Genomic DNA, 14,318 nt, shown 5'->3' on the forward strand with positions numbered 1-14,318 from the left:
GTGAGTGCTTCGGGCACCAGGCCCGGCTCGGTCTACTTGAAAGGCGCCGCCTCGCCCATCGCATCGACGACCTCGGTGGCGGGCCCTTCGGAAAAGTCCATGCGAGGGACCGGGCGGCTGAAGAACCGTGTCTTGCCGAGCAAGATCGCGAGCCCGATCGCGAACCAGATCCCGCCAACGATCCAAGTGGTGGGCTGCAGTGAGGTCCACAGCCAGATGGTGAGTGCGAAGCCGATCACGGGGAACACGGCGTGCAGAATGATGTTCTTCGCTGAGCGGTCTGGGCGCTCTCCGTTTTTCGGGAAGAACGAGACGCGAATCACGGACAGGTTGACCATCGCGAACGCTGCGAGTGCGCCAAAGCTGATCATGAATGCCGCTTGCTCAAGCGTGAGGAAGAGGCTTGCGAGTGCGAACACGGACACGGTTGCGGCTGCGACGACCGGGGTGCCGAAGCGAGACCAGAGCTTGCCGAGCGGTTTGGGAAGTGTGCCATCGCGCCCCATTGAGTACAGGATGCGGGCGACAGAGACCTGGCCCGCAAGCCCGGATCCGAAACAACCCGCCACTGTGAACACGACGAAGAGGAGGCCGAGCCACTCGCCAGCGACGTGGTGCGTGAGCACGATGCCGGCCGCATCGAGCAGTTCGCGCGGTGCCTGTGACCAGTCATCGAGGTGGTATGCGCGGGCGCCGACCCAGGATACAAAGATGAAGAGCGCTCCGCCGATGAGGGCGGTGAGCAAGATGGCGCGCGGAATGTCGCGGCGCGGATGCTTCGCCTCTTCGGACAGCGTCGAGACCGCATCAAAGCCCAGGAAGGAGAGCGCGAGTACCCCAGCGCCTGCGAAGATCGGGCTGAAGCCCTCTGCTCCCGGGATGAAGGGATCGAGGATGCCGGGTGCGTTCGGATCCGCGATCGCCGTCTTGATCGCGAACACCGCGAAGAGGATGACTGCCGCGCCCGAGATGCTGACGATGATGATGTTCAGCTTGTTGACGAGAGTGATGCCGAGCACGTTGAACGCGAAGACTGCGATGAGGGTGATGAACGAGACGAGCTGCGCCGGAATGCTCGGAAACTGCGTGCTGACGTAGAGGCCGAGGATCATGAAGTTGATCATCGGGATGAAGAGGTAATCGAGGAGCAGCACCCAGCCTGTGAGGAAGCCGGCGCCGCCACCGAAGGCCTGCTGTGTGTAGGTGTAGGCGGATCCGGCGACTGGATAGCGGCGCACCATGGCCGCATAGCTGTTCGCGGTGAACAGCATGGTGAGCAGTGCGACCACATACGCGAGGGGCAGGTGGCCCTCGGTGATCTGATTCACGATGCCGTAGGTGGTGAACACCGTCGCAATCGCCATGTAGGCCAAGCCGAAGAGGACGAGTCCTCCGAGGCCTAGTTCTCGTTTGAGGCCGCTGCGCTCGGCTCGCTCGCTCAATGAATCTCCTTCGACGAAATGCGACTGCTGCGTAAATGAACGGGGTTCGTTTACGATCGGGTTGAGAATAGTACGAAATCGCCCCCGACGCGACTCCGTGGAAAATGCACCGCAGAAATCATGGCAAGCTGGGCCTCGGAGGAAAGAAAAATGTCGACAACGGCGAAGACACCCGGAACAGGGGATTCGGGCAACAGTGATTTCGCACGCGCGGGTGCACACGGGCAATCGCGGTCGGTGCCTCGCTCCGAATCCGAAGACCCCGCACCCAAGCGCCGCGCGGGCAGACCGCGCACGAGTGTGCTTTCACGCCGACTCATTCTCGAGACGGGCTTGCGGCTCATCGACGAAGTCGGCGCGCATGGTGTTGGCATGCGCGCGATCGCGAAAGAGCTCGGAGTGCGGCCTTCTGCGCTCTACAACCACGTCGCAGGGCAGGATGAGCTGGTCGCCGGAGTGCGGGAACTCATCAGCGACCGGATCCCCGTCGACATGTTCGTGCGAGAGCCCTGGGATGTTGCGCTCGCTGAGTGGGCGGTGGGCTATCGGCGCACGTTCGCCGCGCATCCCCCAACGATCGCGTTGCTCGCCGTGCTGCCGCTCTCTGAAGACTCGGTGACGTCACAGATGTACGACACGGTGATATCCGCGTTGATGCGGGGCGGGTGGCCCGCTGATCGAGCGCTCACCCTCATGGTCGCGCTCGAGTCCTTCATACTGGGCTCCGCGCTCGACCTCGCGGCGGTCGACGACATGATGGATCCCGGTCCGCGCCGCGACGTACCGGCGTTCTCTGAGGCGTACCGCAGCCGTGCGGAGCACCTCGCCGCGCGAGGAGAAGGACCTGCAGAGGCGTCGTTCCAGCTCGGGCTGCGAGCGCTCTTCACCGGGTTCCGTGCGGAGTACGCCGCACTCGGCCTAGCGCCCACCTCGGCCGGCGCACACGAGGCCCCACCCGCACACCGATGACGCAGCCAGAGTTTCTGCTCACCGGGCGGTGCGCTTCCCTATTTGGCGTCACCGGCCGCTGAGGCTTTCTGGGAGAAGTACACCGGGATCAGCGAGAGCAAAATCATGACTGTCGCGATGACGTTGACCTGATTGACTTCGTTGGGACGAGCCATCTGGTTCATGATCCACAGGGGCAGTGTTTCCACCCCGGGCGGTGCTGTGAAAATCGTCACCACGATCTCGTCAAACGAGAGCGCGAAGGCGAGGAGGCCGCCCGCAATGAAAGCGCTGCGAAACTGGGGAAACGTGACGAGTCGGAACGTCTGTGCGATCCCGGCCCCGAGGTCCATCGATGCTTCTTCGAGATTTGGGTTCATACGACGGAGTCGAGCAATGACGTTGTTGAACACCATCACCACGCAGAATGTGGCGTGCGCGATGATCATTCCCCAGTAGCCAACGTTGATCCCCATGGGTTTGAGCACCTGGTGAAAGGTGTTCGAGAGAGCGACACCGGTGACAATGCCCGGCAGCGTGATGGGGAGCACAATCAGGAGGTTTACTGTGTGCTGCCCGAAGAACGAGAATCGCTGCAGCGCGAACGCCGCGAGCGTGCCCAGCACGAGTGCGAAGGCTGTCGCGATGAGTGCGACGACAACCGAATTGAGTAGCGCAGCGTGGACAGCTGGGTTCGCGAGTGCTTTGCCCCACCACTCGAGTGAGAATCCCGGAATCGGCCATCCGGCCACCCGACCCGCGTTGAACGAGTTCAGGATGATGACGAGGAGCGGGATGTACATGAACCCGAGCGCAATGAGCGTGACGAGTGCGAGCGCGATCTTGGTGCCGCGATTCAGGCGAAGCATGAGGTCTCCTTCGGAAGCCGGATCGGGCTAGAGGTTGTTGAGCGCGCCAGTGCGTCGCACCGCGGTGAGGTAGAGGATGACGAGCACGATCGGCACGATCGAGAAGGCTGCGGCGAGCGGCGGGTTGAGGTTGATGTTCTGCGCAATGATGCTGCCGATCATCTGTGTGGATCCGCCGACGTACATTGCGGCAATGTAGTCACCGAGACTGAGGGAGAACGTGAAGATCGAGCCTGCGATGAGCGACGGCAAGAGCAGCGGGGCGACGATCGATCGGATTGTGCGGGCACCGCTCGCTCCGAGGTCGGAGGAGGCGTCGAAGAGGTTTGCGGGGATCTGAGACACCGCGGCGTACACGGGGATTGCCATGTACGGGAACCACAGGTACACGAGCGTGAGAATCACGGTGAGCACCCCGAAGCCCGGCCCCTCGATGCCGAGCGGCGAGAGCGCCCAGTTGAAGAAACCGGTATCCGTCCACACGAGGCGCATGGCAATGATCTTGACGAGGTAGCCAGCCCACAGCGGAAGCGTGACGAGGATTGCGAGAGTGGCGCGCAGCCTCGGGCCGGCGACCTTCGCCATGAACACCGCGAGCGGGACCGCGACGAGCGCGCAGATGAGCGTCACGGCGAGCGCAATTCCGAGGGTGCGCGCCGCAGTCGCGAGGTACGCGGGTACCGTGACGAGCTGCTGGAAGTTCTCAAGCGTGAAGCCGGGCTTCACGCGAGAAGTGAACGGGTCGGTGGTCCAGAATGCCGTGATGAGCAGCAGCGCGAGCGACAGAATGTAGACCCCGACGAGCCACGTCATCGGCAGCGCGAGCAGAGCTGCAAGGCGGGCTCGCGGGTGCCTGGCCAATGCGGTGGAAATGGGTTTCGGGCGGCGTTCGAGAACGGGCTGCTGGTTCACGGTGCTTCCTCGCTGCTGTGAAGTCGGATTGATCGGGGCGCGGCGAGCGCCCGAGAGTGGCGGTCAAGGCCGCGTGAGTGCGGTCCGGGAGACCGGAGGGGTACTCGCGTTGCTGCGGGTACCCCTCCGATGCGGGTGGTTATCCCTTCACCGTGGCCCAGGCGTTTGTCCAGTCCTGGTAGTTCGTGCACTGCACGTCGCTGCGGCCGTCGAGGCACTGATCGATGGGGGTCGTCCAGAACCACACCTGCTTGAAGTACTCCTCATCGGTCGCATTGAAGTAGTCACAGTGCGCCTTCGCCTCGTCGCTTGTATCGCAGAACGCGGCGTTCGCGGGTGCCATTCCGAAGTTCATCGCGATCTGCCCATTGACGTCGGGCGCGCTGGTGTAGTCCATCCACGCATAGGCGCAGTTGGGGTTCTTCGAATCAGCTGCGAGCATCCACGCGTCGGACCAGCCAGTGGAGCCCTCCTCGGGCAGCACGCTCTTGAACTTCTCGTCCTGCGTTGCCTTGCGCAGCACCTCCCACGAGGTGCCCACGACCGAATTGCCGCCGGTGAACGAGGTGACGTTCGTCGCGGGCGACCAGTACTCGGACACCATCGCATTCTGCTGCTTGAGGAGGTCAGTTGCGGCCTGCAACTGCGACTCGTCGAGCGCATACGGGTTGGTGATTCCCAGATCCGGCTCGTGCTCCATCAGATAGATCGCGGCATCCGCAATGTAAATGGGGCTGTCGTAGGCGGCAATCTTCCCGGCGTAGGGGCTGTCCTTCTCCCACACGACGTCCCAGCTGCTCGGCTCTTCGGTGACCACTGAGGAGTCGTACTGCAGAATGTTCGCGCCGCGGCCAATCGGGATGCCGTACACATTGCCATTGAGGGTGTCGTACAGCTGGCCCTTCATGCCTTCGACGATGTCGTCGCCGAAGTTCGGAATCAGTTCGGTGTTCAGCGGCTGCACGCCGCCGTCGACGATGAGGCGAAGGCTCGCGTCACCTGAGGCGGAGACGAGGTCGTATTCGCCGGTGCGCATGAGCTGGACCATTTCATCGCTTGTGGCCGCGACCTTGCGGTTGACCGTGCAACCGGTGGCCTCTTCGAAAGGTTGTGCCCAGGCGTCTTCGACGAAGCCGGACCACGCGACGATGTTGACTTCGTCTTCGGTGTCTCCGAGCTGTTCCATCATGGGAACGTCGGGGACGTCGATCTTGAGCTCGCCGGGTGCGGCTTCGCCGCCGGTGGTGGAGGCGCAGCCCGAGAGGGCGAGGCCGACCGCTGCGACGAGGGCGGCGGGTACGAGCAGTTTCTTGTGCATCGGAACTCCTTTGTTGAGCGATGGTGGGGTCGTGCGTGGCGGGCCGGTCCCGCCGGGTCTAGACAGCCGCGGGTGCGCTCGGGACGGCGACGGCATGGGCGCGGGCGAAGCGCAGGCTCACAGCGTCGCCGCGACGGGCGGTGGGGGAGGCGCTGGGCAGCTCGGTGTTCTGGCGCTCCGAGATGAAGCGCAGGCCGCCCTCGGTTTCGACGAGATAGCGGGTGTGAGCGCCCGCGTACACGGCCTCGACGATCGTGCCCGGGACGGCAATCGCGTCGGTGCTCAGTGGTGCTGTAGGGTCAACGAGCTCGACCCGCTCCGGGCGCACGCTGTGGGGCCCCGAATCGCCGAGAATGCGCTGCGCGTTGGCGCCGCTCAGAAAATTGGTGACGCCCAGGAAGCGCGCGACGAATTCGGTTTGCGGGAACTCGTACACCTCACGTGGGCTGCCGACCTGTTCAATCTTGCCGCCGTTGAACACCGCGACACGGTCGGAGAGCGTGAGCGCTTCCTCCTGGTCGTGCGTCACGAATACGAAGGTGATTCCGACCTCGCGCTGAATCTGCTTGAGCTCGAACTGCATCTGCTCGCGGAGCTGCTTGTCCAGTGCGCCGAGGGGCTCGTCGAGGAGCAGCACCTGTGGCCGCAGGATCAGCGCGCGCGCGAGCGCGATCCGCTGCCGTTGCCCACCCGAGAGTTGTGACGGACGACGGGTGCCGAGGTGCGCGAGTTGGACCTGTTCGAGCGCGGCGGCCACACGTGCGGCGCGATCCGCTTTGCCGACCCCGCGCACCTTGAGTCCGTAGGCCACATTCTCAGCGATTGTGAGGTGCGGGAAGAGCGCGTAGTCCTGGAAGACCGTGTTGACCTCGCGATCGAACGGTGCGGACGAGGTGACATCAGCGCCGTGCAACAGAATTCGGCCGGCAGTGGGCTCTTCGAACCCGGCGATCATGCGGAGCACCGTGGTTTTGCCTGAGCCGGACGGGCCGAGCATCGAGAAAAACTCACCAGCGCGGATGTCGATATCAAGATCATTGACCGCGACCAGATCGCCGAACTGCTTGCGCACGCCCTGGACGGACACCGCGATGTCTGCGTCAGTGGAATGTGGGGTGGGGTGGGGCATGGTGCGCTGCTCCTCAACGTCGTTGTCGAACCAATGTCAGAAACCATAACATATGAGTTAATAGGTTTTAGAGACGCGGAGATTCCACAGATCACGATTTGATGACGGTGCGGCTCAGGGGTTCCTCACTCACCACATGGCAGACTCGACCCAGATCGAGACCCAGATTTGTCGTCGAACGGAGGGGTAGATGAGCGGTACGCCGGTGTACTCGCCGCCCAGTCGACTCCGTATCGCCGCCTTCGCGCCGATTGGTGAAGAAGGGCGCACCGAGCTCGTTGAGTCCCGGATCGTGCAAGCAATCTCCGTCGGGGCGTTCACCGAAGGGGAGCGACTCCCGAGCGAGACCGAGCTTTCGGCGCTGCTCGGTGTGGCCGTGGTCACCGTGCGAGAAGCCCTCGGCGGTCTCCGGCATCGGGGGCTCATCGAGACGCGGCGAGGGCGCAACGGCGGCAGCTTCGTGCGGCCGAGTCACGGTTCTGTCGAAGCGGTCAACGCGCGGGCCCTCATGGAGATGCCGCGCGTGGCCCTCGCTGATCTCGGTGTGCACTATGAAGCGATCGCGGCGGCCTGCGCCGAGTTCGCCTGTCAGCGCGCCACGCCGGAGGAGCTCGAAGTCGTGGCGGAGATCCTCGATGACGCCCGTGACCTCGAACGCGCCCCGTGGCGACGCCGCATCACTGAGGTGCAGCTCGAACTCGCCGCACTCAGCCAGTCAGTGCGACTCACCAACGAGCATGTGCGTGTGCAGACCGAATTCACCCCGCTGCTTGCCCTCCAAGACCTTGACCGCGCGGCGCGTCTCGCGACACACGACGCGCTTGCCACGCAGATCACTGCAACTCGCGCTCGCGACATCGAACGCGCCCGCTCAGCTGTGCGTGACGGAGTGCGCACCTCGGTCCGCTGGCTCGTAGCTTTCCGGGCGGAGCTGCTCGCGGCTCCCCAGAGTGAGGCCGTTCATGCCACACTGGAGGCTCGCAACCGAAGCAGGTGACTTCGGCGGGGACCTCACTGGAGAGGGGATGAACCGTGTCACAACAGGTAGATCTGGGTCTCGACCATGCGCTCGCGAGCGCCGAGACCTTCTTCGACGGAGTGTTTGCCCCACTCGAGGCGTGGTTGCCACGCTTGCGCCAGCGGCTGACGGGCGCACTCGAAGACGGGCTCCTGACAGGCGCGCAGCTTGCGGCTCTCGTTGAGCACGATGCACACGCGGTGCTGGACTCCAGCGACCGCCCACTCTACGGTGCAGGATTCTGCGCCAGCGAGAGTTTAGTTTCTGAGGGGAACCCGCTCGCGTGGTGGCAGGGACCCGAGCGCAGCCTGCTCGCGTCCTCAGCGTTCGGTCCAGGACAGGCCGCGATCGATCTCGTGCGCCTGGAATGGTATCGGGTGCCCGAGGCCACCGGCGAGCGTCACGTCGCAGGCCCGTTCGTTGACTACCTGTGCTCCAACGAGATCACCATTACTTCTGCGCTCCCCGTTGTGCTCGGAACCGAGTTCGTCGGGGTGATCTGCGCAGATGTGCTGGTCTCCTCGCTTGAACGCGCGCTCCTGCCGAATCTGGCGGGCGGGGTGACACTGCTCAACGCGAACGGTCGCGTGATTGTCTCGAGCCACCCTGGGTGGGAGACGGGCGATCGCCATCCCGGAGCCGAGGCGCTTGGCACGGACCCCAGCACGGCCACGCTCGCAGCGGACGAAGGCTCTGCCACGCCCGGGAGTGCGTCCCCAGGGGTAGAAGCCCGACTCGTGCGCTCGGCCAGATACCCGCTTGCGGCCACATTCGGGTAGGTGCGGCTAGAGCAGGTGCCCGCCGCCGGTCACCTTCATCCGGTTGACGAGATTCTTCACATCCTGTGCCCGCCGCTTCGACGTCACGAGCAGCACATCGGCCGTGTCGACCACGACGACATCGTCCACACCGACCAGTGCGACGAGCCTGTTGGTCTCAGAGACCACGATCCCGCTCGATGCGTCTGAAAGGACCTGCGCGCCGTCACCGAGGACCGCAAGATCGCTGCCTCTTCCTCGGGTGAGGAGGTTTGCGACCGAAGCGAAGTCTCCGACATCATCCCAATCAAAGTGGGCAGCGACGCACACCATCTTTCCCGCAGCCGCGGCGGGCTCGGCAACCGTGTAGTCAATCGCGATCTTGGGAAGTGACGACCAGAGTCGCTCGCGCACCGCAGCACCCTGCTCGGTGCCCCAGGCCGCAGCAATCTCTCGCAACGCGCGCACGAGTTCCGGTTCCGCATGGGCCATTTGATCCAGCAACACCGTTGCGCGAGCGATGAACATGCCAGCGTTCCAGAGGTACCCACCGTCTGCGAGATACGCCTCAGCCTGCGCGGCATCTGGCTTCTCCACGAACTCCGTGACCTCATACACGTCAAACGGGGCGAGATCCCCGCGTGCGGTCCCGCACGAGATGTACCCAAAACCGGTCGCCGGGTGTGAGGGGTGGATTCCGATGGTGGCGATGTAGCCCTGATCCGCCGCCTGCACTGCCGTCGTGACCGCACGCTGGAACAGCACATCGCCCCGGATCACGTGATCAGCGGCAAACGAGCCGAGAATTGCGTCGGGATCTCGGAGCTCCAAGAGTGCCGCAGCCAGGCCGATCGCCGCAGACGAATCCTTTGGCTCACTCTCCGTAATCAGGTTGTCGCGCAGCAGCTCAGGCAGCTGCTCGGCAACTGAATCGCGGTGCGACGTGCCGGTGACGACCATCACACGCTCGGGCGGGGCAATCGGGGCGAGCCGATCCCAGGTCGCGCGCAGCAGAGAATCACCGGAGCCGGTGAGATCCAGCAGGAACTTTGGGGCGTTTGCACGAGACAGCGGCCACAGGCGTGATCCTACGCCGCCAGCGGGGATCACGCAGGTGAGCCGGTCGATTGCGGAGGGGAGCTCGGAGGCGTCGGTCATGCCTTCCAGACTAGCTGGGCGGCACCGAGAGTGACCGGTGTGTGTCCAGGTGCGGGCGGCGCTTCGGAATGGTGCCATAATGGATGGCGCAGTGGATTCTCAGCATTGCACTGTTCCGAGCGCGCTTGGAACACGCTATGTGCGAATCTGAGATCACGATGTCAGCTGTCGGGTATCGCCCGGCAAAGCAGGACCAAGGAGGAAGCCCGTGTCAGCCCAAACGGCAGAGGCCGCGCCCGCGGCAAAGCAGAAGAGCCGCCCGGGCGGCACGCTTTACCGCGGCAACGAGGGAATGTGGTCGTGGGTGCTGCACCGGATTACCGGTGTCGCGATCTTCTTCTTCCTTCTGGTGCACGTGCTCGATACCGCACTGATCCGCGTCAGCCCGGAGGCGTACAACGCCGTCATGAGCACCTATAAGACCCCCATCATGGGCCTCGGCGAAGCAGCTCTCGTTGCAGCGATCGTGTTCCACGCGTACAACGGCATTCGAATCATCCTCGTCGACTACTGGCGCAAGGGCGCCCAGTACCAGCGCGCGATGTTCTGGATCGTGATGGGCCTGTGGGTCGTCACGATGGCCGGCTTCCTGCCGCGCCACCTGATGAACGTGTTCGGCGCGTAGGCGAGGAGAGAAACATGACGATGACGATTGATGCTCCGCGCTCACAGGCCCCCGCGAAGAAGCGCACCAACTGGGAAAAGTGGGGCTGGATCTACATGCGCGTCTCAGGCGTGCTGCTCGTGGTGCTCGTATTTGGCCACCTCGCATCCAACCTGCTGCTGACCGAGGGTGGTGTGCACGCGATCAACTTTGGTTTCGTTGCTGGCAAGCTCGCGAGCCCGTTCTGGCAGATCTGGGACACCCTGCTGCTCTGGCTTGCGCTGATTCACGGCGCCAACGGCATGCGCACGATCGTGAACGACTATGTGTCACGCCCGGCTCTCGCGAAGGCGTTCAAGGTCGCGCTCTTCCTGTCCGCCGCACTGCTGATCCTGCTCGGCACCTTCGTGATTTACACGCTTGACCCCTGCCCGGCTGGTGCAGACCCGGCGCTCGTCGCGTCATTCTGCAAGGCATAGCACCGGTTTCCGGCACAGGCATTCTGAAACGAGAATAGGACTCACGTGACTACAGATACCCACCAGGGCGAAGAAGTTACCGTCAAGGACGGCGTTACTTACCACCAGTTCGACGTTGTCATCGTGGGTGCCGGCGGCGCCGGCATGCGTGCAGCGATTGAGGCGGGGCCGAAGGCGAAGACCGCGGTCATCACGAAGCTCTATCCCACCCGCTCACACACGGGAGCTGCACAGGGTGGTATGGCCGCTGCGCTTGCCAACGTTGAGGACGACAACTGGGAGTGGCACACCTTTGACACGGTCAAGGGCGGCGACTATCTGGTCGACCAGGACGCGGCCGAGATCCTTGCCAAGGAAGCCATCGACGCGGTCATCGACCTCGAGAACATGGGACTGCCGTTCAACCGCACGCCAGAGGGCAAGATCGATCAGCGCCGCTTCGGTGGGCACACCCGTGACCACGGCAAGGCCGCGGTTCGCCGCGCCTGCTACGCCGCTGACCGCACGGGCCACATGATCCTGCAGACCCTGTTCCAGAACTGCGTCAAGCTTGGCGTCAACTTCTTCAACGAGTACTACGTGCTTGATCTCGTCATGACAGAGGTCGATGGCGTGAAGAAGCCCTCCGGTGTCGTAGCGTACGAGCTGTCCACGGGCGCATTGCACGTGTTCCAGGCGAAGTCGATCATCTTCGCAACGGGCGGCTTTGGCAAGATCTTCAAGACCACCTCGAACGCTCACACGCTCACCGGCGATGGCGTCGGCATTGTCTGGCGCAAGGGCCTGCCGCTCGAAGACATCGAGTTCTACCAGTTCCATCCGACCGGCCTCGCCGGTCTCGGCATCCTCCTCACCGAAGGCGCACGCGGGGAGGGCGCGATCCTGCGCAACGCCTCAGGCGAGCGTTTCATGGAACGCTATGCGCCGACGATTAAAGACCTCGCGCCCCGCGATATTGTGGCCCGCTCGATGGTGCAGGAAGTGCTGGACGGCCGCGGCGCTGGCCCCCACAAGGACTACGTGTACCTCGACTGCACCCACCTGGGCGCCGAGGTGCTCGAGACCAAGCTCCCCGACATCACCGAGTTCGCGCGCACATACCTCGGCGTAGACCCCGTCACTGAGCCGGTCCCCGTATTCCCCACCGCGCACTACGCGATGGGCGGCATCCCCACGAACAACGATGCGCAGGTGCTCTCGGACAACACCACCGTGGTCCCCGGCCTCTACGCAGCTGGCGAGTGCGCGTGCGTTTCGGTCCACGGGTCAAACCGTCTGGGCACGAACTCGCTGCTCGATATCAACGTGTTCGGGAAGCGCAGCGGCAACCACGCGGCTGACTACGCGAACTCGGCCGAGTTCGTGGCGCTCCCCGAGGATCCCGCGAAGTTCGTCCGCGAACTCGTCGAGGGGTTCCGCAACGGATCCGGCACCGAGCGCGTCGCCGACATTCGCAAAGAGCTCCAGGAGTCCATGGACCGTGGCGCACAGGTGTTCCGCACGGAGGATTCCCTCACCGAGGTGCTCGGGGTGATCCATGGGCTGCGTGAGCGCTACAAGAACGTTGGCGTGCAGGATCGCGGCATGCGGTACAACACCGACCTGCTCGAAGCTATCGAGTTGGGCTTCCTCCTCGACCTCGCAGAGGTGCTCGTCTTCGCGGCCCGAAACCGCAAGGAAAGCCGTGGCGGTCACATGCGCGACGACTACCCGAAGCGCGACGATGAGAACTACATGAAGCACACGATGGCCTACCTCACCGGCGACCCGCACTCGGCCGACCCTGAGGATCACATCCGGCTCGACTGGAAGCCGGTCGTCGTCACGAACTACCAGCCCATGGAGAGGAAGTACTAGGTCATGAGCACCGCCACCGCTGAGGCACCCGCGCCGACCGAAGACGCCCCCAAGCCGTTTACGGTCACGCTGCTGGTGCGCCGCTTCAACCCGGAATCGGGTCGCGAGGCGTACTGGGAAGACTTTGACGTCGAGATGTATCCGACGGACCGCATTCTTGATGCGCTGCACCGCATCAAATGGGATCAGGACGGCTCATTGTCGTTCCGTCGCTCCTGCGCTCACGGCATCTGCGGCTCGGATGCCATGCGCATCAACGGCCGCAACCGTCTCGCCTGCAAGACGCTGATCAAGGACCTCGATATTTCGAAGCCGATCTACGTCGAGGCAATCAAGGGCCTGCCCCTCGAGAAAGACCTCATCGTCGACATGGAGCCGTTCTTCGCGTCATTCCGTGAGGTGCAGCCGTTCCTCGTTGCAGGAAGCAAGCCCGAGAGCGGCAAGGAGCGCATCCAGTCCATCGCGGATCGGGAGCGTTTCGATGACACGACCAAGTGCATCCTGTGCGCTGCGTGCACCACTTCGTGCCCCGTGTTCTGGACTGACGGCCAGTACTTCGGCCCGGCCGCGATCGTCAACGCACACCGCTTCATCTTCGATTCGCGCGACGACAACGCCGAGGTGCGCCTCGATATCCTCAACGACACCGAAGGCGTCTGGCGCTGCCGCACGACCTTCAACTGCACGGATGCGTGCCCCCGCGGCATTCAGGTGACCAAGGCAATCGCCGAGGTCAAGGCGGCGATCCGCACCGGAAAGACCTCCTAACCGAGCTGCGAGCGGCCTGCAGCCTTGCAGCCTTGCAGCCCGCTAGCATTGACGCATGACGACGCCCCGCGATTCTTCCCAGGCCACAGCCGACGAGGAGTCCGGGGCGTCTCGCGTTGCCGTGGCCGTGAAACAGGGCAGCGCCCTCTGGCAGTGGGCCCAGCGCACCCGGCCGATGCGCACGTTCTCCCACTTTACGAATGTGGGCGGTAGCGTGCTCTCCGGAGGAATGAGCTACCAAGCACTCTTCGCGGTGTTCGCGGGGCTCTATGTTGGGTTCGGGACATTCGGGATTTTCCTGCGGAGCCGGCCCGAACTCCTGGAAACGCTGATTACCCAGCTCAACATGTTGGTGCCTGGGCTGCTGGGCAATGGTGATGACAGCGCAGTGCAGATCAACTCGCTTCTGGAAACCCGCGGACTCGACTGGACGAGTCTCATTGCGGGTGGCGCGCTCGTCTGGGTCGCACTGAACTGGTTTACGGGCACGCGGCGGTCAATCCGGATCATCTTCGGCCTCGAGGTCAAGCAGTATCGCAATGCACTGCTGTTGAAGCTGCGGGACCTGGTCCTCGCCGTTGCCTTCTTCGCCGCAATTCTCGTTTCTGCGGCGCTCACAGTTTTCAGCTCAGGGCTCTCTGACTGGTTCTTCTCGCTCATCGGAATCAACCCTGATGGCTGGTTCTTCGGCTGGCTCGGCGCGATCGTGCGCTACGCGGCAATGTTCGTGTTCGACGTGCTCGTGTTGATCGCGATGCATCGTTTCCTCGCCGAAGTTACCGTGCCGCGATGGTCGCTGATCTCCGGCTGCGCACTCGGGGGACTCGCGCTGCTGGGTCTGAAGATCCTGGGGAGCGCGCTGCTGGGCGGGGCATCGAGTAATCCCCTGCTTGCCACCTTTGCGGTATTTATTGGCCTGCTGCTCTGGTTCAATTTCATCTGCCGCACGCTGCTGCTCACGGCCACGTGGATCGCGACCGGACAGGATCGTACGCTCGGTCTGCCAGAGACCGCACCTGCATCGCTGCTGAACTAGGGTGACGCGCCGTCCTCGGAGT

At 63.7% G+C, this 14,318-nt stretch carries 14 protein-coding genes; 8 read left to right on the forward strand and 6 right to left on the reverse strand.

Annotation, left to right across the window (positions count from 1 at the left end):
- Positions 1 to 32: 32 nt before the first annotated feature.
- Positions 33 to 1,442, reverse strand: coding sequence for an APC family permease (locus K1X41_RS11230; RefSeq protein ID WP_132201490.1), 1,410 nt, complete (start codon positions 1,440 to 1,442; stop codon positions 33 to 35).
- Between the two features lie 300 nt (positions 1,443 to 1,742).
- Here K1X41_RS11230 and K1X41_RS11235 point away from each other — a divergent pair, with 300 nt between their 5' ends.
- Entirely contained in the window at positions 1,743 to 2,411 is a 669-nt protein-coding gene (locus K1X41_RS11235; protein ID WP_258566518.1) for a TetR/AcrR family transcriptional regulator, read from the forward strand.
- 38 nt (positions 2,412 to 2,449) lie between these two features.
- Here the strand turns inward: K1X41_RS11235 and K1X41_RS11240 are convergent, their stop codons facing one another.
- The 4 genes from K1X41_RS11240 to K1X41_RS11255 form a co-directional block, all read right to left on the reverse strand.
- Positions 2,450 to 3,259, reverse strand: a complete 810-nt coding sequence (locus K1X41_RS11240) for an ABC transporter permease (RefSeq protein ID WP_132201494.1) — start codon at positions 3,257 to 3,259, stop codon at positions 2,450 to 2,452.
- 27 nt (positions 3,260 to 3,286) lie between these two features.
- On the reverse strand, positions 3,287 to 4,171 hold the full coding sequence (locus tag K1X41_RS11245) for an ABC transporter permease (RefSeq protein WP_132201496.1): 885 nt from the start codon (positions 4,169 to 4,171) through the stop codon (positions 3,287 to 3,289).
- A 139-nt stretch (positions 4,172 to 4,310) separates the two neighbouring features.
- On the reverse strand, positions 4,311 to 5,489 hold the full coding sequence (locus K1X41_RS11250) for an extracellular solute-binding protein (RefSeq protein WP_132201498.1): 1,179 nt from the start codon (positions 5,487 to 5,489) through the stop codon (positions 4,311 to 4,313).
- 58 nt (positions 5,490 to 5,547) lie between these two features.
- The gene (locus tag K1X41_RS11255) at positions 5,548 to 6,618 is read right to left on the reverse strand and encodes an ABC transporter ATP-binding protein (protein ID WP_220174655.1); all 1,071 of its coding nucleotides are present in this window, start codon (positions 6,616 to 6,618) and stop codon (positions 5,548 to 5,550) included.
- Between the two features lie 190 nt (positions 6,619 to 6,808).
- Here K1X41_RS11255 and K1X41_RS11260 point away from each other — a divergent pair, with 190 nt between their 5' ends.
- Positions 6,809 to 7,615 carry a FadR/GntR family transcriptional regulator gene (locus tag K1X41_RS11260; protein WP_132201502.1) on the forward strand — a complete coding sequence of 269 codons (807 nt, stop codon included), beginning with the start codon at positions 6,809 to 6,811 and terminating at the stop codon, positions 7,613 to 7,615.
- Positions 7,616 to 7,650: 35 nt separating this feature from the next.
- Complete coding sequence (locus K1X41_RS11265) at positions 7,651 to 8,415, forward strand: PDC sensor domain-containing protein (RefSeq protein ID WP_243735956.1); 765 nt, start codon at positions 7,651 to 7,653, stop codon at positions 8,413 to 8,415.
- 6 nt (positions 8,416 to 8,421) lie between these two features.
- On the opposite strand, the gene K1X41_RS11270 is transcribed toward K1X41_RS11265, so the two are convergent.
- Positions 8,422 to 9,552, reverse strand: a complete 1,131-nt coding sequence (locus K1X41_RS11270) for a mannose-1-phosphate guanylyltransferase (RefSeq protein WP_132201506.1) — start codon at positions 9,550 to 9,552, stop codon at positions 8,422 to 8,424.
- A 292-nt stretch (positions 9,553 to 9,844) separates the two neighbouring features.
- Between K1X41_RS11270 and sdhC the strand changes: the two genes are divergently transcribed.
- The 5 genes from sdhC to K1X41_RS11295 are packed head-to-tail and all read left to right on the forward strand — an operon-like array spanning position 9,845 to position 14,296.
- Positions 9,845 to 10,177, forward strand: a complete 333-nt coding sequence (sdhC, locus tag K1X41_RS11275; RefSeq protein ID WP_243642849.1) for a succinate dehydrogenase, cytochrome b556 subunit — start codon at positions 9,845 to 9,847, stop codon at positions 10,175 to 10,177.
- A gap of 14 nt (positions 10,178 to 10,191) precedes the next feature.
- Entirely contained in the window at positions 10,192 to 10,635 is a 444-nt protein-coding gene (locus tag K1X41_RS11280) for a succinate dehydrogenase hydrophobic membrane anchor subunit (protein ID WP_132201510.1), read from the forward strand.
- 45 nt (positions 10,636 to 10,680) lie between these two features.
- Positions 10,681 to 12,492, forward strand: a complete 1,812-nt coding sequence (gene sdhA, locus K1X41_RS11285) for a succinate dehydrogenase flavoprotein subunit (RefSeq protein WP_132201512.1) — start codon at positions 10,681 to 10,683, stop codon at positions 12,490 to 12,492.
- Between the two features lie 3 nt (positions 12,493 to 12,495).
- Positions 12,496 to 13,260 (forward strand): succinate dehydrogenase iron-sulfur subunit, encoded by a 765-nt coding sequence (locus tag K1X41_RS11290; protein ID WP_132201514.1) that lies wholly within the window; start codon positions 12,496 to 12,498, stop codon positions 13,258 to 13,260.
- A gap of 55 nt (positions 13,261 to 13,315) precedes the next feature.
- Entirely contained in the window at positions 13,316 to 14,296 is a 981-nt protein-coding gene (locus K1X41_RS11295) for a YihY/virulence factor BrkB family protein (RefSeq protein ID WP_132201516.1), read from the forward strand.
- The last annotated feature ends 22 nt before the right edge of the window (positions 14,297 to 14,318 follow it).

The organism is Leucobacter luti (genome assembly GCF_019464495.1).
In the GTDB taxonomy this organism is placed as follows: Bacteria; Actinomycetota; Actinomycetes; order Actinomycetales; family Microbacteriaceae; genus Leucobacter; species Leucobacter luti_A.

Excerpts from the sequence above, each read along its gene's own strand:
- K1X41_RS11240 (WP_132201494.1), bottom strand. The coding sequence starts at position 3,259 with ATGCTTCGCCTGAATCGCGGCACCAAGATCGCGCTCGCACTCGTCACG.
- K1X41_RS11250 (WP_132201498.1), bottom strand. The coding sequence starts at position 5,489 with ATGCACAAGAAACTGCTCGTACCCGCCGCCCTCGTCGCAGCGGTCGGC.
- K1X41_RS11255 (WP_220174655.1), bottom strand. The coding sequence starts at position 6,618 with ATGCCCCACCCCACCCCACATTCCACTGACGCAGACATCGCGGTGTCC.
- K1X41_RS11260 (WP_132201502.1), top strand. The coding sequence starts at position 6,809 with ATGAGCGGTACGCCGGTGTACTCGCCGCCCAGTCGACTCCGTATCGCC.
- K1X41_RS11270 (WP_132201506.1), bottom strand. The coding sequence starts at position 9,552 with ATGACCGACGCCTCCGAGCTCCCCTCCGCAATCGACCGGCTCACCTGC.
- sdhC (WP_243642849.1), top strand. The coding sequence starts at position 9,845 with ATGTGGTCGTGGGTGCTGCACCGGATTACCGGTGTCGCGATCTTCTTC.
- K1X41_RS11280 (WP_132201510.1), top strand. The coding sequence starts at position 10,192 with ATGACGATGACGATTGATGCTCCGCGCTCACAGGCCCCCGCGAAGAAG.
- K1X41_RS11290 (WP_132201514.1), top strand. The coding sequence starts at position 12,496 with ATGAGCACCGCCACCGCTGAGGCACCCGCGCCGACCGAAGACGCCCCC.
- K1X41_RS11295 (WP_132201516.1), top strand. The coding sequence starts at position 13,316 with ATGACGACGCCCCGCGATTCTTCCCAGGCCACAGCCGACGAGGAGTCC.